Source organism: Escherichia sp. E10V10, from assembly GCF_004211985.1.
In the GTDB taxonomy this organism is placed as follows: domain Bacteria; phylum Pseudomonadota; class Gammaproteobacteria; order Enterobacterales; family Enterobacteriaceae; genus Escherichia.
Map to the genome: position 1 here is coordinate 402,900 of NZ_RHJO01000003.1, position 24,827 is coordinate 427,726.

Annotated in this window: 25 protein-coding genes and 1 pseudogene; 20 read left to right on the forward strand and 6 right to left on the reverse strand. The window is 51.6% G+C overall.

Translation table 11 applies throughout. From position 1 onward, the window contains the following. A complete protein-coding gene (locus tag D9736_RS08305) occupies positions 1-1,278 on the reverse strand; it encodes an MFS transporter (protein ID WP_130258101.1) in 1,278 nt (425 codons plus the stop codon). 318 nt (positions 1,279-1,596) lie between these two features. Here D9736_RS08305 and D9736_RS08310 point away from each other — a divergent pair, with 318 nt between their 5' ends. The 5 genes from D9736_RS08310 (at position 1,597) to D9736_RS08330 (ending at position 6,951) form a co-directional block, all read left to right on the forward strand. After that, entirely contained in the window at positions 1,597-2,382 is a 786-nt protein-coding gene (locus D9736_RS08310; RefSeq protein ID WP_000021321.1) for an SDR family oxidoreductase, read from the forward strand. A 69-nt stretch (positions 2,383-2,451) separates the two neighbouring features. Next, entirely contained in the window at positions 2,452-3,906 is a 1,455-nt protein-coding gene (locus D9736_RS08315) for an FAD-binding oxidoreductase (protein ID WP_000059300.1), read from the forward strand. A 21-nt stretch (positions 3,907-3,927) separates the two neighbouring features. Beyond that, the gene (locus tag D9736_RS08320) at positions 3,928-5,337 is read left to right on the forward strand and encodes an MFS transporter (RefSeq protein WP_165383149.1); all 1,410 of its coding nucleotides are present in this window, start codon (positions 3,928-3,930) and stop codon (positions 5,335-5,337) included. After that, entirely contained in the window at positions 5,315-6,094 is a 780-nt protein-coding gene (locus D9736_RS08325) for an electron transfer flavoprotein subunit beta/FixA family protein (RefSeq protein ID WP_130258103.1), read from the forward strand. The genes D9736_RS08320 and D9736_RS08325 overlap by 23 nt, the downstream gene beginning before the upstream one ends. Further along, a complete protein-coding gene (locus tag D9736_RS08330) occupies positions 6,091-6,951 on the forward strand; it encodes an electron transfer flavoprotein subunit alpha/FixB family protein (protein ID WP_130258104.1) in 861 nt (286 codons plus the stop codon). The genes D9736_RS08325 and D9736_RS08330 overlap by 4 nt, the downstream gene beginning before the upstream one ends. A gap of 139 nt (positions 6,952-7,090) precedes the next feature. Here D9736_RS08330 and D9736_RS08335 read toward each other — a convergent pair whose 3' ends face one another. The 4 genes from D9736_RS08335 to queD all read right to left on the reverse strand — a co-directional run bounded on the left by D9736_RS08335 (position 7,091) and on the right by queD (position 9,648). Further along, positions 7,091-7,666 carry a glycerol-3-phosphate responsive antiterminator gene (locus D9736_RS08335; protein WP_130214505.1) on the reverse strand — a complete coding sequence of 192 codons (576 nt, stop codon included), beginning with the start codon at positions 7,664-7,666 and terminating at the stop codon, positions 7,091-7,093. Between the two features lie 16 nt (positions 7,667-7,682). Further along, positions 7,683-7,943 carry a ferredoxin family protein gene (locus D9736_RS08340; protein WP_130258105.1) on the reverse strand — a complete coding sequence of 87 codons (261 nt, stop codon included), beginning with the start codon at positions 7,941-7,943 and terminating at the stop codon, positions 7,683-7,685. After that, a complete protein-coding gene (locus tag D9736_RS08345; protein ID WP_130258106.1) occupies positions 7,934-9,205 on the reverse strand; it encodes an FAD-dependent oxidoreductase in 1,272 nt (423 codons plus the stop codon). Before D9736_RS08345 ends, D9736_RS08340 begins: the two co-directional genes overlap by 10 nt. A gap of 77 nt (positions 9,206-9,282) precedes the next feature. Further along, on the reverse strand, positions 9,283-9,648 hold the full coding sequence (queD, locus tag D9736_RS08350; RefSeq protein WP_016159619.1) for a 6-carboxytetrahydropterin synthase QueD: 366 nt from the start codon (positions 9,646-9,648) through the stop codon (positions 9,283-9,285). Between the two features lie 315 nt (positions 9,649-9,963). Here queD and cysJ point away from each other — a divergent pair, with 315 nt between their 5' ends. From cysJ to D9736_RS08385, 5 genes and pseudogenes are all read left to right on the forward strand, one after another. Then, on the forward strand, positions 9,964-11,763 hold the full coding sequence (gene cysJ / locus D9736_RS08355) for an NADPH-dependent assimilatory sulfite reductase flavoprotein subunit (RefSeq protein WP_130258107.1): 1,800 nt from the start codon (positions 9,964-9,966) through the stop codon (positions 11,761-11,763). Beyond that, positions 11,763-13,475 carry an assimilatory sulfite reductase (NADPH) hemoprotein subunit gene (cysI, locus tag D9736_RS08360; RefSeq protein WP_130258108.1) on the forward strand — a complete coding sequence of 571 codons (1,713 nt, stop codon included), beginning with the start codon at positions 11,763-11,765 and terminating at the stop codon, positions 13,473-13,475. Before cysJ ends, cysI begins: the two co-directional genes overlap by 1 nt. 84 nt (positions 13,476-13,559) lie before the next feature. Continuing rightward, positions 13,560-14,294, forward strand: a complete 735-nt coding sequence (gene cysH, locus D9736_RS08370; protein WP_032222508.1) for a phosphoadenosine phosphosulfate reductase — start codon at positions 13,560-13,562, stop codon at positions 14,292-14,294. Between the two features lie 264 nt (positions 14,295-14,558). After that, the gene (locus D9736_RS08380; RefSeq protein WP_000956458.1) at positions 14,559-14,711 is read left to right on the forward strand and encodes a Hok/Gef family protein; all 153 of its coding nucleotides are present in this window, start codon (positions 14,559-14,561) and stop codon (positions 14,709-14,711) included. A gap of 194 nt (positions 14,712-14,905) precedes the next feature. Next, positions 14,906-15,895 (forward strand): annotated as a pseudogene (locus D9736_RS08385) (CRISPR-associated endonuclease Cas3''); the annotation flags it as partial. 145 nt (positions 15,896-16,040) lie between these two features. Here D9736_RS08385 and iap read toward each other — a convergent pair. Beyond that, positions 16,041-17,078: an alkaline phosphatase isozyme conversion aminopeptidase gene (iap, locus tag D9736_RS08390; RefSeq protein WP_130214491.1), complete on the reverse strand. Its 1,038-nt coding sequence runs from the start codon at positions 17,076-17,078 to the stop codon at positions 16,041-16,043. A gap of 250 nt (positions 17,079-17,328) precedes the next feature. On the opposite strand from iap, the gene cysD reads away from it, so the two are divergent. The 10 genes from cysD (at position 17,329) to pcm (ending at position 24,765) form a co-directional block, all read left to right on the forward strand. Beyond that, complete coding sequence (cysD, locus tag D9736_RS08395; RefSeq protein WP_130214490.1) at positions 17,329-18,237, forward strand: sulfate adenylyltransferase subunit CysD; 909 nt, start codon at positions 17,329-17,331, stop codon at positions 18,235-18,237. 1 nt (position 18,238) lies between these two features. Further along, positions 18,239-19,666 (forward strand): sulfate adenylyltransferase subunit CysN, encoded by a 1,428-nt coding sequence (gene cysN / locus D9736_RS08400; RefSeq protein WP_130214488.1) that lies wholly within the window; start codon positions 18,239-18,241, stop codon positions 19,664-19,666. After that, positions 19,666-20,271 (forward strand): adenylyl-sulfate kinase, encoded by a 606-nt coding sequence (gene cysC, locus D9736_RS08405; protein ID WP_130208047.1) that lies wholly within the window; start codon positions 19,666-19,668, stop codon positions 20,269-20,271. Before cysN ends, cysC begins: the two co-directional genes overlap by 1 nt. Before the next feature lie 49 nt (positions 20,272-20,320). Continuing rightward, the gene (locus D9736_RS08410) at positions 20,321-20,644 is read left to right on the forward strand and encodes a DUF3561 family protein (protein ID WP_064528120.1); all 324 of its coding nucleotides are present in this window, start codon (positions 20,321-20,323) and stop codon (positions 20,642-20,644) included. Positions 20,645-20,837: 193 nt separating this feature from the next. Next, on the forward strand, positions 20,838-21,149 hold the full coding sequence (ftsB, locus tag D9736_RS08415; protein ID WP_000517476.1) for a cell division protein FtsB: 312 nt from the start codon (positions 20,838-20,840) through the stop codon (positions 21,147-21,149). 18 nt (positions 21,150-21,167) lie between these two features. Continuing rightward, entirely contained in the window at positions 21,168-21,878 is a 711-nt protein-coding gene (ispD, locus tag D9736_RS08420) for a 2-C-methyl-D-erythritol 4-phosphate cytidylyltransferase (RefSeq protein ID WP_130214486.1), read from the forward strand. Next, positions 21,878-22,357 (forward strand): 2-C-methyl-D-erythritol 2,4-cyclodiphosphate synthase, encoded by a 480-nt coding sequence (ispF, locus tag D9736_RS08425; protein ID WP_001219242.1) that lies wholly within the window; start codon positions 21,878-21,880, stop codon positions 22,355-22,357. Before ispD ends, ispF begins: the two co-directional genes overlap by 1 nt. Next, positions 22,354-23,403 carry a tRNA pseudouridine(13) synthase TruD gene (gene truD, locus D9736_RS08430; RefSeq protein ID WP_130214484.1) on the forward strand — a complete coding sequence of 350 codons (1,050 nt, stop codon included), beginning with the start codon at positions 22,354-22,356 and terminating at the stop codon, positions 23,401-23,403. Before ispF ends, truD begins: the two co-directional genes overlap by 4 nt. Beyond that, positions 23,384-24,145 carry a 5'/3'-nucleotidase SurE gene (surE, locus tag D9736_RS08435; RefSeq protein ID WP_001516955.1) on the forward strand — a complete coding sequence of 254 codons (762 nt, stop codon included), beginning with the start codon at positions 23,384-23,386 and terminating at the stop codon, positions 24,143-24,145. Before truD ends, surE begins: the two co-directional genes overlap by 20 nt. Continuing rightward, on the forward strand, positions 24,139-24,765 hold the full coding sequence (gene pcm, locus D9736_RS08440) for a protein-L-isoaspartate O-methyltransferase (RefSeq protein ID WP_000254703.1): 627 nt from the start codon (positions 24,139-24,141) through the stop codon (positions 24,763-24,765). Before surE ends, pcm begins: the two co-directional genes overlap by 7 nt. The last annotated feature ends 62 nt before the right edge of the window (positions 24,766-24,827 follow it).

Sequence of the window (24,827 nt, forward strand, 5' to 3'; positions counted from 1 at the left end):
TTACTTGCTGTTAGCCGTTGCGGGGGCGATATCAGCAGTACGAATTTTTTGGAACAGCAAAAAGGTAAAGACGATCACCATGCCGAGGGCCGCCATGCCCATCAGCCACATGTTGCGGTAGGCTTCTGCAGCGGGCAGGGTGTCCTGCCAGTGACCGATAATCGGGTAAACGAAGACATCCGGCAGGAATCCAATCACCGAACAAATACCTACCGTGGTACCCATAATGTAAGACGGTGTTCTCGCTTCGCCGGGGCAGGCCCAGTACAGTCCACGTGAGGCGTAGCAGGTGAATCCCAGCAGTAAAATCAGGCCAATCCCCATCGCGACCGATTGCGGGTTAGAGTTGGTAACAAGCAGGGCAGTCAGTGCCAGCAGGCCGATGATGGAAAGGATTTGAATCACGCGGGTAGGGGATTTCACTTTACTGTAGGTGGTGATAATGCCGCCAAGTGGGCCGCACAGTGCGCGGAAGATTTTGTTGATCACAATCCCCATGTAGCTCGCCGCCACCAGCGACATGCCATACATTTCGGTCAGATAGTTGGTGGAGTAACTCAGAATGGCGTAGATGGTGAAGACACCAAAAATCACCATGCTGCAATACCAGGTGGTGCTGATACGCAAAACGGCCAGGATGTCGCTAAGCTGGAATGATTGTTTTTCTTCGTTATTGGCACTGCACAGGTTGTTGTTATCGCTAACAAAAAACCAGCACAGAATCCCCAACAAGATGTAAACCACACTATAGATGATAATGACCGTTTTCAGGCTGGCGCTGTCATCCGGTGCAAAGCGAGAAAAGACCCACATGGTAAACACCGCCAGCGACATTACACCGACGCCGCGCAGCCCTTCCATCCAGCCCATAATTTTCCCTTGCTCACTATGATCGCCCAGCAATGAGGCGGCTTTAATCGACACCGACCACAGCATTAAAATAGTGGTTATCGCAAAGGCGACCTGAATACAGAGCATTACCCACAGTGGTGGATACGTTGCCATTATCAGGCCCAGCAATCCGGTAATGATCATCGCGGAAGTAATCATTTTGCGGTGTGAAAATTTATCGGCAATAACCCCGCTGGGGGCATAAAGAATAATGGCCGCAATACCAAATGTACTCATTATTAAACCTATCTCGGTATTGCTGAATCCCATAAATTTCGCCATGGGAATTTGATAAATATAACGTAAATAAGCCAGGTCAAAACTAACGCCGCCGCTAAAACTAATTATCGCGAGGGTTATCCAACGGCGATATGAGTTGTGTTGCATATCGTATTCCCATTTGTAATAGACAAAAAAAAGAGAAAAGTAAGCCGCCCTTTCAGGTGGATTACTTTTCTCAGCTCTCTAGTAATTGCAATAAGAAATAACATGGAAAGAAAAGATGTTGTGTGAGAGTAATCACGCTTCTGCTTTTTAAAACTATTTGATAATACGAACATCACTCTGTGATTACGATCACATTAGCAGTTATGCCCTTATGCTAAAAATTATCTCCAGTTACCAGAGATAATGAGAAAGGTAACTTCCCTCTCGCGGGGGAAGTTACCTTTCTTTTTTTTTGCCTTACGGAAATTGGAGCTAACTATGTCAATCGAATCTCTCAATGCGTTCTCAATGGATTTTTTCTCCCTGAAAGGTAAAACAGCAATTGTTACCGGCGGGAATAGCGGTTTAGGTCAGGCATTTGCAATGGCGTTGGCCAAAGCTGGCGCAAATATTTTTATTCCAAGTTTTGTCAAAGATAACGGCGAAACAAAGGAAATGATTGAAAAACAGGGTGTTGAAGTGGACTTCATGCAGGTGGATATTACCGCAGAAGGCGCACCGCAGAAGATTATCGCTGCCTGCTGTGAGCGCTTCGGTACCGTCGATATTCTGGTTAACAATGCCGGTATTTGTAAGCTGAATAAGGTGCTGGACTTCGGTCGTGCCGACTGGGATCCAATGATTGATGTGAACCTGACCGCCGCATTCGAGTTAAGCTACGAAGCGGCAAAAATTATGATCCCGCAGAAAAGCGGTAAAATTATTAATATCTGTTCATTGTTCTCTTACTTAGGTGGACAATGGTCACCTGCTTATTCTGCCACTAAACATGCTCTTGCCGGATTCACCAAAGCCTATTGCGATGAATTAGGTCAATATAATATTCAGGTGAATGGTATTGCCCCGGGATATTACGCTACCGATATCACTCTGGCGACCCGTAGTAATCCAGAAACTAACCAGCGCGTTCTTGATCATATTCCGGCAAACCGTTGGGGCGATACTCAGGATTTAATGGGCGCAGCCGTATTCCTCGCAAGTCCGGCATCGAATTATGTCAACGGACATTTATTAGTGGTTGATGGCGGTTATTTAGTGCGCTAATCCATAACGGTGGTTTCTGTTTTCTCTTATTAATGATTATTCCATTTTTATTATCAGGAAGGAATTACTATGTCTTTATCTCGCGCAGCGATTGTCGACCAGCTAAAGGAAATTGTTGGTGCAGATCGCGTAATTACCGATGAAACAGTATTAAAGAAAAACAGTATTGACCGTTTTCGTAAATTTCCGGATATTCATGGCATTTATACTTTGCCGATTCCGGCAGCGGTCGTAAAACTCGGTTCCACAGAACAAGTCTCCCGTGTGCTGAATTTTATGAATGCGCACAAAATTAACGGTGTGCCGCGTACCGGCGCTTCCGCCACTGAAGGTGGGTTGGAAACCGTTGTGGAAAACTCGGTGGTGCTCGACGGCTCCGCCATGAATCAAATCATTAATATTGATATTGAGAATATGCAGGCCACGGCACAATGTGGTGTTCCGCTGGAAGTGCTGGAAAACGCGTTGCGTGAAAAAGGTTACACCACAGGGCATTCTCCGCAATCAAAACCGCTGGCGCAGATGGGCGGCCTGGTAGCAACCCGCAGTATTGGGCAGTTCTCCACACTCTACGGCGCAATCGAAGATATGGTCGTTGGTCTGGAAGCAGTACTGGCAGATGGTACCGTGACACGCATTAAAAACGTGCCACGTCGCGCGGCTGGCCCGGACATTCGTCACATCATCATCGGCAACGAAGGTGCATTGTGCTATATCACTGAAGTAACAGTGAAAATCTTTAAATTCACCCCAGAAAACAACCTCTTCTACGGCTATATCCTGGAAGACATGAAAACCGGCTTCAACATCCTGCGTGAAATCATGGTGGAAGGGTATCGTCCGTCGATCGCTCGTTTGTATGACGCCGAAGATGGCACCCAACACTTCACCCATTTTGCCGACGGAAAATGCGTGCTGATCTTTATGGCTGAAGGTAACCCTCGCATTGCGAAGGCGACGGGCGAAGGGATTGCGGAAATCGTTGCCCGCTACCCGCAATGCCAGCGCGTGGACAGCAAACTGATCGAAACCTGGTTTAACAACCTGAACTGGGGACCGGATAAAGTGGCTGCCGAACGTGTGCAGATCCTCAAAACCGGCAACATGGGCTTTACCACTGAAGTGTCCGGCTGCTGGAGCTGCATCCACGAAATCTACGAAAGCGTTATTAACCGTATTCGTACCGAGTTCCCACACGCCGACGACATCACCATGCTGGGCGGTCACTCCTCTCATAGCTACCAGAACGGCACCAACATGTACTTCGTCTACGACTACAACGTCGTTGACTGTAAGCCGGAAGAGGAAATCGACAAGTACCACAATCCGCTCAACAAAATCATCTGCGAAGAAACCATTCGCCTCGGCGGTTCGATGGTGCACCACCACGGTATTGGTAAACATCGCGTTCACTGGAGCAAGCTGGAACACGGCAGTGCATGGGCGTTGCTGGAAGGGCTGAAAAAGCAGTTTGATCCTAACGGCATTATGAATACGGGTACTATCTATCCGATTGAAAAATAATGTGTCAGGCAGCGTTCCGCGATGACGGGGCGTTGCCTTTTCGGCTTCTCAGGCGAGAAGCCGTTCTTATTACCGGACAATGAAGGGGTAAAGATGAACACTTCACCGGTGCGAATGGATGATTTACCACTTAACCGTTTTCACTGCCGCATTGCTGCGCTCACTTTCGGTGCGCACCTGACTGACGGTTATGTCCTCGGCGTCATTGGTTACGCCATTATTCAGCTTACTCCAGCCATGCAACTGACGCCGTTTATGGCGGGAATGATTGGTGGCTCAGCACTCCTTGGTTTGTTTCTTGGCAGCCTGGTTCTGGGCTGGATCTCCGACCATATTGGGCGACAAAAAATCTTCACCTTCAGCTTTTTGCTGATTACGCTTGCTTCGTTTTTACAATTTTTTGCCACCACGCCAGAGCATCTTATTGGACTGCGCATTTTGATCGGCATTGGTCTGGGAGGCGATTACTCAGTCGGTCACACCTTGCTGGCTGAATTTTCCCCGCGCCGCCATCGCGGTATTTTGCTGGGCGCGTTCAGCGTGGTGTGGACCGTAGGCTATGTGCTGGCAAGTATTGCCGGACATCACTTTATTTCCGAAAACCCGGAAGCCTGGCGCTGGCTGCTGGCATCGGCAGCTCTGCCCGCGTTGTTGATTACGTTATTACGCTGGGGAACGCCAGAATCGCCACGCTGGCTACTGCGCCAGGGGCGTTTTGCAGAAGCTCACGCTATCGTGCATCGCTATTTTGGTCCCCAGGTTTTATTGGGCGATGAAGTGGCAGCGGCGACCCATAAACACATCAAAACCTTGTTCTCTTCGCGCTACTGGCGGCGCACGGCGTTTAACAGCGTCTTCTTTGTCTGCCTCGTAATCCCATGGTTTGTGATTTATACCTGGCTGCCGACCATTGCCCAGACTATTGGTCTGGAAGATGCGCTGACCGCCAGTCTGATGCTTAATGCGTTGTTAATTGTTGGCGCGCTGCTGGGATTAGTTCTGACGCACCTGCTGGCACATCGCAAATTTTTGCTGGGAAGTTTTTTGCTGCTGGCGGCAACGCTGGTAGTGATGGCCTGTTTGCCTTCCGGCAGTTCATTAACGCTACTGCTTTTTGTTCTCTTCAGCACCACCATTTCGGCGGTCAGTAATCTGGTGGGCATTTTGCCTGCGGAAAGTTTTCCTACTGACATTCGCTCGCTGGGCGTCGGTTTTGCCACCGCCATGAGTCGGTTGGGGGCGGCGGTAAGTACTGGTCTGCTACCGTGGATTCTGGCGCAGTGGGGAATGCAAGTTACCTTATTGATCCTGGCGGCAGTGTTGTTAGTTGGTTTTGTCGTGACCTGGCTATGGGCACCAGAAACTAAAGCCCTCCCGCTGGTGGCGGCGGGAAATGTAGGAGGTGCGAATGAACATACTGTTAGCGTTTAAAGCCGAACCGGATGCCGGAATGCTGGCGGAAAAAGAGTGGCAGGCGGCGGCTCAGGGTAATAGCGGACCGGATGTTTCGCTACTGCGAAGTTTACTCGGTGCTGATGAACAGGCCGCTGCCGCGCTGCTGTTGGCGCAGAGAAAAAATGGCACGCCGATGACTTTAACCGCGTTGAGCATAGGCGATGAACGGGCGTTGCACTGGCTGCGCTATCTCATGGCTCTTGGGTTTGAGGAAGCTATATTGCTGGAGACGGCGGCAGATCTGCGCTTTGCGCCGGAATTTGTCGCCCGGCATATTGCCGAATGGCAGTACCAGAATCCGCTGGATCTGATCATTACCGGCTGCCAAAGCAGCGAAGGGCAGAATGGACAAACGCCATTTTTGCTGGCGGAAATGCTGTGCTGGCCCTGTTTCACCCAGGTGGAGCGTTTCACACTCGACGCGCCGTTTATCACCTTCGAACAGCGTACTGAAAATGGGCTGCGCTGTTGTCGTGTCCGCTTGCCCGCGGTGATTGCTGTGCGCCAGTGTGGCGAAGTGGCCTTGCCAGTACCGGGAATGCGCCAGCGAATGGCGGCGGGGAAAGCGGAAATTATCCGCAAAACTGTTGCTGCTGAATCGCCAGCGATGCAGTGCCTGCAACTGGCAAGGCCAGAGCAACGACGCAGAGCGACGCTGATTGATGGGCAAACGGTAGCAGAAAAAGCACAAAAGCTATGGCAGGACTATTTACGCCAAAGGATGCAGCCATGAATATCGCAATTGTGACAATCAATCAGGAACATGCCGCAATGGCGGGCTGGCTGGCGGTGCAGGATTTCAGCGGCAGCACACTAACGCACTGGCAAATCGAGCCGCAGCCGATGGTCGCAGAACAGGTGCTGGATGCGCTGGTAGAACAGTGGCAGCGAACGCCTGTGGACGTTGTTCTCTTTCCGCCGGGAACGTTTGGTGATGAACTGCCGACCCGGCTGGCCTGGCGTTTACATGGAGCCTGTGTCTGCCAGGTGATTTCATTAGATATACCGACCGCAAGCGTGCGCAAATCCCACTGGGGAAATGCGCTAACGGCGACGCTGCAAACAGAAAAACGCCCGCTATGTCTTTCCCTGGCGCGCCAGGTTGGAGCGGCGAAAAACGTCACGTTGCCCTCTGGTATGCAACAACTGAATATTGTTCCCGGAGCGCTTCCCGAGTGGCTGGTTAACATAGAAAACCTGAAAAATGTTACCCGTGACCCATTAGCTGAGGCCAGACGAGTACTGGTAGTGGGGCAGGGCGGCGAGGCAGATAACCAGGAAATCGCTACGCTGGCTGAAAAGCTGGGGGCAGAAGTGGGCTACAGTCGGGCGCGAGTGATGAACGGTGGCTTTGAAGCCGAAAAGGTCATTGGTATTTCCGGGCATTTGTTGGCGCCAGATGTTTGCATTGTGGCGGGCGCATCCGGTGCGGCAGCGTTAATGGCGGGCGTACGTAATAGTAAGTTTGTGGTGGCGATTAATCATGACGCCAGCGCGGCGGTATTTTCGCAGGCAGATGTTGGCGTGGTAGATGACTGGAAAGCCGTGCTGGAGGCACTGGTGACAAACATTCACGCAGATTGCCAATAACGTACAGCCGGATGCGGCGTAGACGGGTTTCGGGCTTGTAGGCCTGATAAGACGCGTCAAGCGTCGCATCAGGCGCTGAATGCCAGATTTGGCGTGCAGCCTACAAATCACACAAATTCAATTCGTTACGGTTATCCCGTCAAAGCAATTTTTTCGCTAACGTCCAGACCCCGGTATTCGTGGTGGAAAGCGCCACGACACCCGCGTTAATCGCATTACGCGCATCTTCTTCATCGCACACCAACCCACCAGCAATCAGCGGTTGGCGGATTTTCTCCGTCACCCAGCCCAGCACTTTGGGCATGCAGCCTGGGAGGATCTCAATACAATCTGGGTTCGATTGCGCAACCTGCTTATCAATGTTGTGAAACGAAATCGAATCGACAATAAACAGGCGATGAATACAGAAAAAACCTTCCGCTCTTGCCGCTTTCAGCATCGATGCTTTCGTGCTGATAATGCCGTCCGCTTCGGTCACCAGTTTCAGAAACTGAATCACCACTTCTTTGTTCGATGCGCCTTCCAGCAAATCAACATGAATAAAAGCATATTTCCCGGCATTTTTAATCTTTTTGACGATATGACTGATGGTGCAGATATTGCCGTACAACACGGAAATAAACCGGCATTCAGAGTCGATTGCCAGTTGCAGGCTGGCATTGTCTTTAACGGCAGCAATCACCGGATTCTGGCGGAGCAGGTGTAAGAGGGACATAAATTATCCTTGTTATTTATCCAAAGCGGTAGGTGATGCCGAATCCGGAAGGTGGATAGCGCCACTGTTGTAGTGTTTTTTCGTCGCACAGCAAACGGCAGGTTCCGCACTCAAGGCAACTGCGATAATCAATACATAAGTCACCTTCTGGTGTGAGCGAAAAAAGACCAGCCGGACAGGCGTTAATCAACCGTTCTGCCGTCTGACGCTCAACGGAGTCAGCCGGAACAATGTGCGGCGCATCAGCAACGCGCCAGAGATTACGGGCTACAGACATCGCAGACTCCTGATAACATCGCCCGCCAGATGCCACAAGCCGTGACGACGTAAATGACGCCAGAGTAACTGGCGCAGCGGCGGAACAGGTTTATCACCCTGATCCCATAAATCACGGGAAATATCCTGCATTAACGCAGGCCACGCACGGTACCATCCTGGGCGTTGCAAAAGCGCCGGAACATGCTGATAACGTTGTAGAACATCCCACAGCTGACTGCGTTCTATGTTTTGATGATAAAGCGGAAACAGATTTTGCGGCTCGCGGTGCTGGCAGGCGCTTATCAGCGTTTGTGCCGCCGCCTGTGCGCCAGTCAGCGCCATATCCATGCCGCGTACGGAAATTCCGGTATTGACGCAACTGCGTAACGCATCGCCCACCAGCAGCCAGCCGTTACCGGCGTATTGCACCGGCATACTGTGCAGGCCACCTTCTGGCACCAGATGCGCGCCATACTCCAGCGATTCCGTGTTTTTGATAAGCGGGCGCACTGCCGGATGCGTTTTAAAGCGAGCCAGCAGCTCACTTGCCGGAACACGACTTTGCGTAAGGGAAGAGAGCGGGCAAACAATCCCTAACGAGAGCGTTTGTTGATTAGTATAAAGAAATGCGCCGCCGGGAAAGTCATCACAGATTCCGCCGCTGAACAGCAACGCTGCGCCTTCGTTATTCTCCAGATGAAAACGTTCTTCAATAGCGGATGTTTCCAGCGACAGCACTTCTTTGATTCCTAACGCCATTGATTCGCCAGCAGGGCGGGTCACTAACCCGTGACGCTCCGCCAGGACGCTATTGGCACCTTCTGCCAGCACCACATAACGGGCGCGGAGAATATCGTCACCACAAATGACACCACACACTCTGCCGTTTTCTTCATACAGTGCATCCACCGTCGCACCGGGGATACACTCGACACCTTCTTTTTCGGCTTCAGCAACCAGCCACGGATCGAATCGCGGGCGTAACACGCTCCAGGATTCACCGACGGGCTGTAAGCTGGAAAATGTCGTTGCGCCATCTGGTGTTAATAAAGAAAGACTTTCGTGGGTGATGCGACGCTCAAGGGGCGCGGTCAGATGAAATTGCGGGAGGAGTTCCGCGAGCGCATGGGTATATAAACGCCCGCCGGAAAGGTTTTTACTGCCGGGAATTTCAGCGCGTTCCAGTAACAGAACGGACAAACCTGCCCGCGCGCAGCGTAAAGCACAAGCGGTGCCTGCTATACCCGCACCGATGATAATAATGTCGCAGTCATCTTCCATGGTGTGCTCCAGATATCCTGAGCGCAACACCCTAACATAGCGTTACTTAAGGGAAATTGACCGCCGACACACTCTTATCATTCGCCGCGATAGATACAGCCTGCAGTGCAGGTTTCTTTCACCATCACCGCACTTAATAGCGGCACAACGGGTTTAACTTGATCCCAAATCCATTTTGCTAAAACTTCGCTGGTTGGGTTTTCCAGACCGGGTATATCATTGAGGTAATAGTGGTCGAGGCGATCGTAGGTCGGTTTAAACGCCGCTTTCAGTTCAGCGAAATCGATAATCCAGCCCGTATGCGGATCGACTTCCCCTGTGATTTCCAGGCGCACCATAAAAGAATGCCCGTGTAAGCGCCCGCACTTATGTCCCTGTGGGACGTGCGGCAGACGGTGAGCGGCTTCGAAGGTGAAATCTTTAAATAACGTGGTGGACATCATAATTTCTCTACAGGACGATAAAACCGCCGTAGAGTACCGGAAAGCCTGTTTTTTCGCATTACTAAAAACGGGTTTGTTGCGCAAAATGACCGATTTAACTTAATTGCGGTCGATATTTATTTATTTTTCATTGAGTTAATAAATCTATTTTGTTGTTAAAGACTATTGCTAAAACAGGTTAGTCGATTTGGTTATTAGTTATCGCTATCCCGTCTTTAATCCACCCCCTTCGCGCCGTTAACCTTACCTTCTCTTCTGTTTTATGGGCGCTGACAGGGCCGATAAACAGCTTTGCTTACTGGAACATAACGACGCATGACGACACAGGTCCCACCTTCCGCGTTGCTTCCGTTGAACCCGGAGCAACTGGCACGCCTTCAGGCGGCCACTACCGATTTAACGCCCGCCCAGCTTGCCTGGGTTTCTGGCTATTTCTGGGGCGTGCTCAATCAGCAGCCTGCTACGCTTGCAGCGACGCCAGCGCCCGCCGCAGAAATGCCGGGTATTACTATTATCTCCGCTTCGCAAACCGGCAATGCGCGTCGGGTCGCCGAAGCGTTACGCGATGACTTATTAGCGGTAAAACTGAACGTTAAGCTGGTGAACGCGGGCGACTATAAATTCAAACAAATCGCCAGCGAAAAACTGCTCATCGTAGTGACGTCAACGCAAGGAGAAGGGGAACCGCCGGAAGAAGCCGTCGCGCTGCATAAGTTTCTGTTCTCCAAAAAAGCGCCGAAGCTGGAAAACACCGCATTTGCCGTGTTTAGCCTCGGCGATAGCTCTTATGAATTTTTCTGCCAGTCCGGGAAAGATTTTGACAGCAAGCTGGCGGAACTGGGCGGTGAACGCCTGCTCGACCGTGTCGATGCCGACGTTGAATACCAGGCCGCTGCCAGCGAGTGGCGCGCCCGCGTGGTTGATGCGCTTAAATCGCGCGCGCCTGTCGCAGCACCTTCACAATCCGTCGCTACTGGCGCGGTAAATGAAATCCACACCAGCCCATACAGCAAAGACGCGCCGCTGGTGGCTAGCCTTTCGGTTAACCAGAAAATTACCGGGCGTAACTCTGAAAAAGACGTTCGCCATATCGAAATTGACTTAGGTGACTCGGGCCTGCGTTACCAGCCGGGCGATGCGCTGGGTGTGTGGTATCAGAACGATCCGGCACTGGTGAAAGAACTTGTCGAACTGCTGTGGCTGAAAGGCGATGAACCTGTCACCGTTGAGGGCAAAACCCTGCCGTTGAATGAGGCGCTACAGTGGCACTTCGAACTGACCGTCAACACCGCCAATATCGTTGAGAACTACGCTACCTTAACGCGCAGCGAAACGCTGCTGCCGCTGGTGGGCGATAAAGCGAAGTTGCAGCATTACGCCGCGACCACGCCGATTGTCGACATGGTGCGTTTCTCTCCGGCACAGCTGGATGCCGAAGCGCTGATTAACCTGCTGCGCCCGCTGACCCCGCGCCTGTATTCCATCGCCTCCTCGCAGGCGGAAGTCGAGAACGAGGTACACGTCACCGTTGGCGTGGTGCGTTACGACGTGGAAGGCCGCGCCCGTGCCGGTGGTGCCTCCAGCTTCCTCGCGGACCGCGTGGAAGAAGAGGGCGAAGTTCGCGTCTTTATCGAACATAACGACAACTTCCGCCTGCCCGCTAACCCGGAAACCCCGGTGATTATGATTGGCCCAGGTACCGGTATTGCGCCGTTCCGCGCCTTTATGCAGCAACGTGCCGCCGACGAAGCGCCGGGTAAAAACTGGCTGTTCTTTGGCAACCCGCACTTTACGGAAGATTTCCTCTACCAGGTGGAGTGGCAGCGCTACGTCAAAGAGGGCGTGCTGACACGTATCGATCTTGCCTGGTCGCGCGATCAAAAAGAAAAAGTTTACGTACAAGACAAACTGCGCGAACAGGGCGCAGAACTGTGGCGCTGGATCAATGACGGTGCCCACATTTATGTCTGCGGCGACGCTAATCGCATGGCGAAAGACGTTGAACAGGCACTTCTGGAAGTGATTGCCGAATTTGGTGGCATGGACACCGAAGCGGCGGATGAATTTTTAAGTGAGCTGCGCGTAGAGCGCCGTTATCAGCGAGATGTCTACTAATGAGCGAAAAACATCCAGGGCCTTTAGTGGTCGAAGGTAAACTGGCAGACGCCGAGCGCATGAAGCTTGAAAGCAACTATCTGCGCGGCACGATTGCTGAAGATTTAAATGACGGCCTGACCGGTGGGTTTAAGGGCGATAACTTTCTGCTGATCCGTTTCCACGGTATGTATCAGCAGGATGACCGTGACATTCGCGCCGAACGTGCTGAACAGAAGCTGGAACCGCGTCACGCCATGATGCTCCGCTGTCGCTTGCCGGGAGGCGTTATTACCACCAAACAGTGGCAGGCGATCGACAAATTTGCGGTGGAAAACACCATTTACGGTAGCATCCGTCTGACCAACCGTCAGACGTTCCAGTTCCACGGTATTCTGAAAAAGAACGTCAAACCTGCGCACCAGATGCTGCACTCGGTCGGTCTGGATGCGTTAGCCACCGCCAACGACATGAACCGTAACGTGCTGTGCACCTCGAACCCGTTCGAGTCGCAACTGCATGCGGAAGCGTATGAATGGGCGAAGAAAATTTCTGAACATCTGCTGCCGCGTACTCGCGCTTACGCGGAGATCTGGCTCGATCAGGAGAAAGTCGCCACCACTGATGAAGAACCGATCCTCGGTCAGACTTACCTGCCGCGTAAGTTCAAAACCACGGTAGTGATCCCGCCTCAGAACGATATCGACCTGCATGCCAACGACATGAACTTCGTGGCGATCGCGGAAAACGGCAAGCTGGTGGGCTTTAACCTGTTGGTGGGCGGTGGGCTTTCCATGGAGCACGGTAACAAGAAAACCTACGCCCGCACGGCGAGCGAGTTTGGCTATCTGCCGCTGGAGCATACGCTGGCGGTGGCAGAAGCCGTCGTGACAACTCAGCGTGACTGGGGTAACCGAACCGATCGTAAAAATGCCAAAACCAAATACACGCTGGAGCGCGTAGGGGTTGAGACGTTTAAAGCGGAAGTGGAACGTCGCGCGGGGATCAAGTTTGAACCGATCCGTCCGTATGAGTTCACCGGACGTGGCGATCGCATTGGCTGGATTAAAGGTATTGACGACAAATGGCACCTGACGCTGTTTATCGAAAATGGCCGAATTCTTGATTATCCTGGGCGTCCGCTGAAAACAGGCCTGCTGGAGATCGCGAAGATCCACAAAGGCGATTTCCGCATTACGGCGAACCAGAATCTGATCATCGCCGGTGTGCCGGAAAGCGAGAAAGCGAAGATCGAGAAGATCGCCAAAGAGAGCGGGTTAATGAATGCCGTCACGCCGCAGCGTGAAAACTCGATGGCCTGCGTGTCATTCCCGACTTGCCCGCTGGCGATGGCGGAAGCGGAGCGTTTCCTGCCGTCTTTTATCGACAACATCGATAATTTAATGGCGAAACATGGTGTCAGCGATGAGCATATCGTGATGCGTGTAACAGGCTGCCCGAACGGTTGTGGTCGCGCGATGCTGGCGGAAGTGGGCCTAGTGGGTAAAGCGCCGGGTCGCTACAACCTGCATCTTGGCGGCAACCGCATGGGGACACGTATCCCACGGATGTATAAAGAAAACATCTCCGAGCCGGAAATCCTGGCGTCGCTTGATGAACTGATAGGGCGCTGGGCGAAAGAGCGTGAAGCGGGTGAAGGCTTCGGCGACTTTACGGTGCGTGCGGGCATCATTCGCCCGGTGCTCGACCCGGCGCGGGATTTGTGGGATTAACATGAATTGCCGCTTCTGCCCGGTCTTGTAGGCCTGATAAGACGCGACAGCGTCGCATCAGGCAAGGCAAACAGTGAGGAACTTATGTCCAAACTCGATCTAAACACCCTGAACGAACTGCCAAAGGTAGACCGGATTCTGGCGCTGGCCCAAACTAACGCCGAACTGGAAAAACTGGACGCTGAAGGCCGCGTTGCCTGGGCGCTGGATAATCTGCCCGGTGAATATGTGCTTTCTTCCAGCTTTGGCATTCAGGCGGCGGTGAGCCTGCATCTGGTGAACCAGATTCGCCCGGATATTCCGGTGATCCTCACTGATACGGGTTACTTGTTCCCGGAAACTTACCGCTTTATTGACGAGTTAACGGACAAACTCAAGCTCAACCTGAAAGTGTACCGTGCTACCGAAAGCGCCGCCTGGCAGGAAGCACGCTACGGCAAACTGTGGGAGCAGGGCGTTGAAGGCATTGAAAAATACAATGACATCAACAAAGTCGAACCGATGAACCGGGCGCTGAAAGAACTGAATGCGCAAACGTGGTTTGCTGGCCTGCGCCGTGAACAATCCGGCAGCCGCGCCAATTTACCGGTGCTGGCAATTCAGCGTGGCGTATTTAAAGTGCTACCGATTATCGACTGGGATAACCGAACTATTTATCAGTACCTGCAAAAACATGGCCTGAAATATCACCCATTATGGGACGAAGGATATTTATCGGTGGGAGATACCCATACAACCCGTAAATGGGAACCCGGCATGGCGGAAGAAGAAACGCGTTTCTTTGGCTTAAAAAGAGAATGTGGGTTACACGAAGGGTAAATATTGCCGGATAAATTAAACGCCTCTGTCAGAAATGATGGGGGCGTTTTTATTTTGCGAGCAGCATTCCTGATTTTAAACGTGAACGCCGCTGGAAGAATTAACAGGTATAGAATGGCGTTGGGTGCTTGAGGCTGTCTGGCGTTAAGCATTCGCGAGGTTCCAGATGGACAAAAGCCCCAGGCGATATTTCTATCAACCTGAGGCTTACGTTCGAACCCAAACAATTCGAATGTTAGTCTCTTCTTTGCAGGGAGGCAAGACATGCTGACAAAATATGCCCTTGTGGCAATCATCGTACTGTGTTGTACAGTACTGGGATTCACGCTGATGGTAGGCGACTCGTTGTGTGAGTTGAGCATCAGAGAACGTGGTATGGAGTTTAAGGCAGTTCTCGCTTACGAATCGAAGAAGTAGCCACCACGCGGGGGTAAAACCCCGCGTATTGAATTGTGATGGTTTGGTCTCCTGCACCCTTTTTTAATTTATATTGTTTATGTGAATATTATGCCTGTATTTATTATTCATATATATTACGGATGAAAATCATTTAATTATTCATAATGTAAATGTTTTATTGAACGATATATATCACAGATAATTTTTAATATATGCGTAAATATCCTTTAAGTTTCACTGAAGGATAAAAACATTGTGACTTTCTTTGATTTCTGGGGAAAAACCCGACGTGGCGAAAAAGAGGGTGGTGACGACTATCACCTTCTTTGCTGGCATTCGCTGGATGTAGCCGCAATGGCTATTTAATGGTTAAAAGCAACTGCTTCGGGCTGGCTGACTATTTTCGTCAATTAGGTTTCGCTGACACGGAGCAGGCAGCACAATTTTTCGCCTGGTTGTTGTGCTGGCACGATACTGGAAAATTTGCCCGCTCATTTCAGCAACTTTACCTGCACCCACAACTCAAGGTTCCGGAAGGCGCAAGAAAGAATTACGAAAAGAGCTCTCATTCAACGCTGGGCTACTGGTTGTGGAATTATTATTTAAGTGAATGTCAGGAGTTGCTTCCTGCCTCTTCACTCTCTCCGCGCAAACTTAGGCGAGTGATAGAAATGTGGATGCCCGTGACGACAGGGCATCATGGTCGGCCCCCTGATCGTATTGATGAACTCGATAATTTTCTGCCTGAAGACAAAGCTGCCGCACGAGATTTTTTCCTTGAAATCAAGGCACTGTTTCCGCTCATCGAGATCCCAGAATTCTGGGATGATGACGAGGGCATTGAACTTATAAAACACATTTCCTGGTATATCTCTGCAACCGTCGTACTCGCAGACTGGACGGGATCGTCAACGCGGTTTTTTCCACGCGTCGCACGTGCTATGGATATTGAAGATTACTGGCAGAAAACTTTAGTTCAGGCTCAAAACGCATTAACCGTCTTTCCTCCAAAAGCGGAAACTGCACCTTTCACCGGAATTAATACGCTGTTTCCTTTTATTGAGCACCCGACACCGTTACAGCAAAAGGTGCTGGATCTGGATATCAGCCAGCCCGGGCCGCAATTATTTATTCTGGAAGATGTAACTGGTGCAGGTAAAACGGAAGCGGCGCTTATCCTGGCGCACAGGTTGATGGCTGCGGGTAAAGTGTTCCCCGCGCCAGCGGGGATAAACCGGATACCTCTGCTGGTCACTGTGTACACAATCAGTGTTCCCCGCGTCAGCAGGAATAAACCGAACGCGCCAACGTTCATTGGGGAACTCCCAACCCCCATTTTCAACCCCATCAAGACGCCTTCGCCAGCTCCTTCACCAACGGTAGCATTATCCGCATAACATCACGGCAGCGGCGTTCTATTCTTCCAGGAAGTGCCTTATCTATATGCTGTTGATTATCCAGTCTTACGTCATGCCAGCTATTTCCTGCAGGGAATGCGGCTGTTTTTGCTCGTTGCTGATAACCATCCTTATTCCCAAGATTCCAGTTTGTCGCTTCCACCGAAAGTACAGCAATGCCCGCTTTGTCGAATATTTCTGCGTCATTACAACACCCAGTGCCTTTCGGATAGTTTTTATTCAAACCTGGATTTGTGGTGGCGGCAATTCCATGACTGCGGGCAATTGCCAGCGCCCGGTCGCGCGTTAATTTCCTTACTGCTTCAGGTGTTTTTACGCCACTGTTGAAATACAGCTTATCGCCAACAATCAGATTATCGAGGTTAATCACCAATAAAGTATTTTTCTTTTCGGTATCACTCATGCGCTTGAGTAAATTCTCAGCGCCTAATTTCCCTTCCTCTTCACCACTGGTGGCAATAAAACGAATCCCATACTCAGTCGGAATATCTTTCAGGCGTTCAGCCAGCTCCAGCATGACACCTAAACCTGCGGCATTATCATCCATTCCTTGTAACGTCAGCCCGCCGAGATTGGCATCTGCATCTGCGTCGCTCTGCGGGGCATAGGTATCCAGATGCGCCATAATGATGATCTGCTGCGGCGCTTTGCCTTCATGAGCGGCAATCACCGTACTTCCCGTCACGTTGTGCCAGTTTTTACGGTTATCGCGTGCGGTATAAATATATCGGCTATTAAATGTTCGAATATCACTGCGGTAACCCATTTGCTGAAACTGTTGCCGAATATAATCGGCAGATAACATTTCTGCGGGTGTTCCGGTCATTCGTCCCGGAAAGAAAGTGGCAATATGTCGCGCCTGTGTATTGGCAAAATCACCAGGTTTAGGTGATGAGGCGTGAACGGGGAGAATAAAGCATACGCCGAGCGCCAGGGCAGCGGTACGGTGGCGCAATGCGGAAAACATAGTGAGTCCTTAAATACCATGCAAAATTTTTACCGCCATAGTATGAAACTGCCGCTGCGCTAAAACAATTTCAAATCTTCCTAAACGCCCGAAATTCGGTAGCTTAAGCACTTTTTGATATTTGCTTTGCCAAAGCGTTATTCCGTTAAGGAACTACTCATTCCAATTGGTAATTTCATTCGTTCTCCTGCGCTCCCTATAGTCGAAACATCTGATGGCAAGAAAATAGCGGTATTGCAAAGGAACGGTTATGGATCAAAAACGACTTACCCACCTGCGGCAACTGGAGGCGGAAAGCATCCACATCATTCGCGAGGTGGCGGCAGAATTCTCAAATCCGGTGATGCTTTACTCCATCGGTAAAGATTCCAGCGTCATGCTGCATCTGGCGCGCAAGGCGTTTTATCCAGGTACGCTGCCGTTCCCGCTGCTGCATGTCGATACCGGCTGGAAATTCCGCGAGATGTATGAGTTCCGCGATCGTACGGCTAAAGCTTACGGCTGCGAGCTGCTGGTGCATAAAAACCCGGAAGGCGTGGCGATGGGGATTAATCCATTCGTGCACGGCAGCGCCAAACATACCGACATTATGAAAACCGAAGGTTTGAAACAGGCACTGAATAAATACGGTTTTGATGCCGCTTTCGGTGGCGCACGTCGCGATGAAGAGAAGTCCCGCGCCAAAGAACGAATCTACTCTTTCCGTGACCGATTTCATCGCTGGGATCCGAAAAACCAGCGTCCGGAGTTGTGGCACAACTATAACGGGCAGATCAACAAAGGCGAAAGTATCCGCGTCTTCCCGCTCTCTAACTGGACCGAGCAGGATATCTGGCAATACATCTGGCTGGAAAATATCGACATTGTTCCGCTGTATCTCGCTGCGGAACGTCCGGTTCTGGAACGCGACGGTATGTTGATGATGATTGATGACGACCGTATCGACCTGCAACCGGGTGAAGTGATTAAAAAACGGATGGTTCGCTTCCGCACGCTGGGCTGCTGGCCGCTGACCGGTGCGGTGGAGTCAAATGCACAAACGCTGCCGGAGATCATCGAAGAGATGCTGGTTTCCACCACCAGTGAACGTCAGGGGCGCGTGATTGACCGCGACCAGGCAGGCTCTATGGAGCTGAAAAAACGTCAGGGGTATTTTTAAGATGAACACCGCACTTGCACAACAAATCGCCAATGAAGGCGGCGTCGAAGCCTGGATGATTGCGCAACAACATAAAAGCCTGCTGCGTTTTCTGACCTGTGGTAGCGTCGATGACGGCAAAAGTACCCTGATTGGTCGCCTGCTGCACGATACCCGCCAAATCTACGAAGATCAGCTCTCATCGCTGCATAACGACAGTAAACGTCACGGCACCCAGGGCGAAAAACTGGATCTGGCGCTGCTGGTGGACGGCCTGCAAGCGGAACGCGAACAGGGCATCACAATCGATGTGGCTTATCGCTATTTCTCCACCGAGAAGCGTAAATTTATTATCGCCGATACCCCTGGGCACGAGCAGTACACCCGCAATATGGCGACTGGCGCGTCAACGTGTGAGCTGGCGATCTTATTGATCGACGCCCGTAAAGGCGTGCTCGATCAAACCCGTCGTCACAGTTTTATCTCCACGCTGTTGGGGATCAAACATCTGGTCGTAGCGATCAACAAAATGGATCTGGTGGATTACAGTGAAGAGACATTCACCCGCATTCGTGAAGACTACCTGACTTTTGCCGAACAATTGCCGGGCAATCTGGATATTCGCTTTGTGCCGCTCTCTGCGCTGGAAGGCGACAATGTAGCTTCGCAAAGTGAAAGAATGCCGTGGTACAGCGGCCCAACATTACTTGAAGTGCTGGAAACCGTGGAGATTCAGCGAGTGGTTGATGCCCAGCCGATGCGCTTCCCGGTTCAGTACGTTAACCGCCCTAATCTCGATTTTCGTGGCTACGCCGGAACGCTGGCTTCCGGCAGCGTGCAAGTCGGGCAACGTGTCAAAGTGCTGCCCTCTGGTGTGGAGTCAAGCATCGCGCGGATCGTCACTTTTGATGGCGATCGCGAAGAAGCTTTTGCTGGAGAAGCGATCACCCTGGTGCTGACGGACGAGATCGATATCAGCCGTGGCGATCTGCTGCTGACAGCAGATGAAGCGTTACCGGCAGTGCAGAGCGCGTCAGTTGATGTGGTATGGATGGCGGAGCAACCGCTTTCCCCTGGGCAGAGTTACGACATCAAAATCGCCGGTAAGAAGACGCGCGCCCGCGTTGATGGTATTCACTATCAGGTTGATATTAATAACCTTACCCAACGCGAAGTTGAAAACCTGCCACTGAATGGGATCGGCCTCGTGGATCTCACCTTTGACGAGCCGCTGGTGTTAGATCGTTATCAACAAAATCCGGTGACGGGTGGGCTGATTTTTATCGATCGCCTGAGCAACGTGACTGTTGGTGCCGGTATGGTGCATGAGCCGAAAAACGAGGCCGCCGTTGCGCCGTCGGAATTTAGCGCATTCGAGCTGGAGCTGAATGCGTTAGTACGCCGCCACTTCCCTCACTGGGGAGCGCGCGATTTACTGGGAGGTAAATGATGGCGCTGCATGACGAAAACGTCGTCTGGCATAGCCATCCGGTTACTGCACAACAACGCGAGCACCACCACGGTCATCGAGGTGTTGTGCTGTGGTTTACCGGCCTCTCTGGTTCCGGTAAATCAACGGTCGCGGGGGCGCTGGAGGAGGCGTTACATAAACTTGGCGTCAGTACATATTTACTGGATGGCGACAATGTCCGCCACGGTTTATGCAGCGATCTCGGTTTTAGCGATGCCGATCGCAAAGAAAATATCCGTCGGGTCGGTGAGGTGGCGAATTTAATGGTCGAAGCCGGACTGGTGGTGCTGACGGCGTTTATCTCACCACACCGCGCCGAACGGCAGATGGTTCGCGAACGCGTAGGAGAAGGGCGGTTTATCGAAGTGTTTGTCGATACGCCGCTGGCGATTTGTGAGTCTCGCGATCCAAAAGGCTTATATAAAAAAGCACGCGCTGGTGAACTGCGTAACTTTACCGGAATAGATTCCGTTTACGAAGCGCCTGAATCGGCAGAAATTCATCTCAATGGTGAACAATTAGTAACAAATTTGGTTCAGCAATTATTAGATCTACTGAGACAGAACGATATTATCAGATCCTGAGACACCACCGGGTTTTCATGCCCGGTTCGTCAAAGTAACAGGATCTGATATGCGTAATAGCCATAACATTACACTAACAAATAGTGATAGCCTTACCGAGGATGAAGAAACCACATGGTCGCTACCAGGGGCCGTGGTCGGTTTTGTGTCCTGGCTGTGTGCACTGGCGATTCCGATGTTGATTTATGGCTCTAACACGCTGTTTTTCTTTATCTACACCTGGCCTTTCTTTCTGGCGCTGATGCCTGTTGCGGTGGTGGTAGGTATTGCGCTGCATTCCTTGATGGACGGGAAATTACGCTACAGTATTGTTTTCACTTTTATCACCGTTGGCATTATGTTTGGTGCACTGTTTATGTGGTTGTTGGGCTAATCTGTTCTTTCCTGTTCATTCTGTCCATAATTCAAACCGTAACCAATAATGAGATTATGTTCTGCGCGCCCTGGGTATACGTAACAGTGGACAAATGTGGTACATTTGCCCGCGTTGTCGCGGTATCCCCAACAGAGGATGTAGAGTCGTCTTCGGATGCATGGGATGAGGATGCCGTTTTTCAGGGGGCAGGATGGGTAAACTAACGCTGCTGTTGCTGGCTATTCTGGTCTGGCTACAGTATTCGCTGTGGTTCGGTAAGAACGGTATACATGACTATACCCGCGTCAATGATGATGTGGCGGCACAGCAAGCTACAAACGCGAAACTTAAAGCGCGAAACGATCAGCTTTTTGCCGAAATTGACGATCTCAATGGCGGCCAGGAGGCGCTCGAAGAGCGTGCGCGTAATGAACTCAGCATGACCAGGCCGGGCGAAACTTTTTATCGTCTGGTGCCTGACGCGTCGAAGCGCGCGCAGTCTGCGGGGCAAAACAATCGATAAATCAGCCCAGGAATTAACATGGCAACCACTCATTTGGATGTTTGCGCCGTGGTTCCGGCGGCCGGATTTGGCCGCCGAATGCAAACGGAATGTCCTAAGCAATATCTCTCAATCGGTAATCAATCCATTCTTGAACACTCGGTGCATGCGCTGCTGGCGCATCCCCGGGTGACGCGTGTCGTCATTGCAATAAGCCCTGGCGATAACCGCTTTGCTCAACTTCCTCTGGCGAATCATCCGCAAATCACCGTTGTTGATGGTGGTGAAGAGCGTGCTAATTCCGTGCTGGCAGGTCTGAAAGCCGCTGGCGATGTGCAGTGGGTACTGGTGCATGACGCCGCTCGCCCTTGTCTGCATCAGGATGACCTCGCGCGTCTGTTGGCGTTGAGCGAAACCAGCCGCACGGGAGGGATCCTCGCCGCGCCGGTGCGCGATACGATGAAACGCGCCGAGCCAGGCAAAAATGCCATTGCTCATACCGTTGATCGCAACGGCTTATGGCACGCGCTTACGCCGCAATTTTTCCCTCGTGAGCTGTTACATGACTGCCTGACACGCGCTTTAAATGAAGGCGCTACCATTACTGACGAAGCCTCAGCGCTGGAATACTGCGGTTTTCATCCGCAGCTTGTCGAAGGCCGAGCGGATAACATTAAAGTCACGCGCCCGGAAGATTTGGCGCTTGCCGAATTTTACCTCACCCGAACCATCCATCAGGAGAATACATAATGCGAATTGGACACGGTTTTGATGTTCACGCCTTTGGCGGCGAAGGCCCAATTATCATTGGTGGCGTGCGCATCCCTTATGAAAAAGGGCTGCTGGCACATTCTGATGGCGACGTGGCGCTGCACGCGCTGACCGATGCATTACTTGGTGCAGCGGCGCTGGGGGATATTGGCAAGCTATTCCCGGATACAGATCCGGCATTTAAAGGCGCTGACAGCCGCGAGCTGCTACGCGAAGCCTGGCGACGCATTCAGGCGAAGGGCTATACCCTCGGCAACGTCGATGTCACTATCATCGCTCAGGCACCGAAGATGCTGCCACATATTCCACAAATGCGCGTGTTTATTGCCGAAGATCTCGGCTGCCATATGGATGATGTTAACGTGAAAGCCACTACTACGGAAAAACTCGGATTTACCGGACGTGGGGAAGGGATTGCCTGTGAAGCGGTGGCGCTACTCATTAAGGCAACAAAATGATTGAATTTGATAATCTCACTTACCTCCACGGCAAACCGCAAGGAACCGGGCTGCTGAAAGCCAACCCGGAAGACTTTGTGGTGGTGGAAGATTTAGGCTTTGAGCCTGATGGTGAAGGTGAGCATATCCTGGTGCGAATCCTCAAAAACGGTTGCAATACCCGTTTTGTGGCCGACGCACTGGCGAAATTCCTGAAAATTCATGCCCGTGAAGTCAGCTTCGCTGGGCAGAAAGACAAACATGCCGTTACGGAACAGTGGTTATGCGCTCGGGTACCGGGTAAAGAGATGCCTGATCTGAGCGCGTTTCAACTGGAAGGCTGCCAGGTACTGGAGTATGCGCGCCACAAACGTAAACTGCGTTTAGGGGCGCTGAAAGGTAATGCCTTTACCCTGGTGCTGCGAGAAGTGAGCAATCGTGATGACGTTGAACAGCGATTGATCGATATTTGCGTGAAAGGTGTACCGAATTACTTTGGCGCGCAACGTTTTGGTATTGGTGGTAGTAATTTGCAGGGCGCGTTGCGCTGGGCGCAAACCAATACTCCGGTGCGCGATCGCAATAAGCGTAGTTTTTGGTTGTCGGCAGCTCGTAGTGCGTTGTTTAATCAGATTGTTGCTGAGCGTCTCAAAAAAGCAGAAGTTAATCAGGTTGTTGACGGTGATGCGCTACAATTAGCCGGGCGCGGCAGCTGGTTTGTTGCCACTAACGAAGAACTGGCGGAATTACAGCGTCGCGTGAACGATAAAGAGCTGTTAATTACAGCTGCAATGCCGGGTAGCGGCGAATGGGGAACCCAGCGTGAGGCGCTGGCATTCGAACAAGCAGCTGTCGCCGAAGAAACTGAATTACAAGCCTTACTGGTGCGCGAAAAAGTTGAGGCGGCGCGCAGAGCGATGCTGTTATATCCGCAACAATTAAGCTGGAACTGGTGGGATGACGTCACCGTCGAAATCCGTTTCTGGCTTCCGGCAGGAAGCTTTGCAACCAGCGTTGTCAGGGAACTTATCAACACAACAGGTGATTATGCGCATATTGCTGAGTAATGATGACGGGGTACATGCGCCCGGTATACAAACGCTGGCGAAAGCTCTGCGTGAGTTTGCTGACGTTCAGGTGGTCGCCCCCGATCGTAATCGCAGCGGCGCTTCAAATTCCCTGACGCTGGAATCCTCCCTGCGCACGTTTACCTTTGAAAATGGTGATATTGCCGTGCAAATGGGAACCCCGACCGATTGTGTCTATCTTGGCGTGAATGCTCTGATGCGTCCGCGCCCGGATATTGTGGTTTCGGGTATTAACGCCGGGCCGAATCTGGGTGATGATGTTATTTATTCCGGCACGGTAGCCGCCGCGATGGAAGGCCGTCATTTAGGCTTTCCGGCGCTGGCCGTTTCACTTGACGGGCATAAACATTACGACACTGCTGCAGCAGTCACCTGCTCCATTTTGCGCGCACTGTGTAAAGAGCCGCTGCGTACCGGACGTATTCTCAATATCAACGTACCTGATTTACCGCTGGATCAGATTAAAGGTATCCGCGTGACTCGCTGCGGTACACGGCATCCGGCAGATCAAGTGATTCCGCAGCAGGATCCGCGCGGTAATACGCTGTACTGGATTGGCCCGCCGGGCGGTAAGTGTGATGCCGGTCCGGGGACCGATTTTGCTGCGGTAGATGAAGGCTACGTCTCCATCACGCCGCTGCATGTAGATTTAACCGCGCACAACGCGCAAGATGTGGTTTCAGACTGGTTAAACAGCGTGGGAGTTGGCACGCAATGGTAAGCAGACGCGTACAAGCACTTCTGGATCAATTACGTGCGCAAGGTATTCAGGATGAGCAGGTGCTTAATGCACTTGCTGCCGTGCCGCGTGAAAAATTCATCGATGAAGCGTTTGAACAAAAAGCCTGGGACAATATCGCGTTGCCGATAGGTCAGGGGCAGACAATTTCGCAGCCGTATATGGTGGCGCGAATGACTGAATTACTCGAACTGACGCCGCAGTCGCGAGTGCTGGAGATCGGCACTGGTTCAGGATATCAAACAGCAATTCTGGCACATCTTGTCCAGCATGTATGCTCGGTCGAGCGGATTAAAGGATTGCAGTGGCAGGCGCGCAGACGTCTGAAAAATCTTGATTTACACAATGTTTCAACCCGTCACGGTGATGGATGGCAAGGTTGGCAAGCACGTGCGCCGTTTGACGCTATCATTGTAACGGCTGCACCGCCCGAAATCCCGACAGCGTTAATGACGCAACTGGATGAAGGCGGCATTCTCGTCTTACCCGTAGGGGAAGAGCACCAGTATTTAAAGCGGGTGCGTCGTCGGGGAGGCGAATTTATTATCGACACCGTGGAGGCTGTGCGCTTTGTTCCCTTAGTAAAGGGGGAGCTGGCTTAGCGCGTGAGGAAAATACCTGGAATTTTCCTGGTTATTTTGCAGCAGGTCAGCGTATCGTGAAC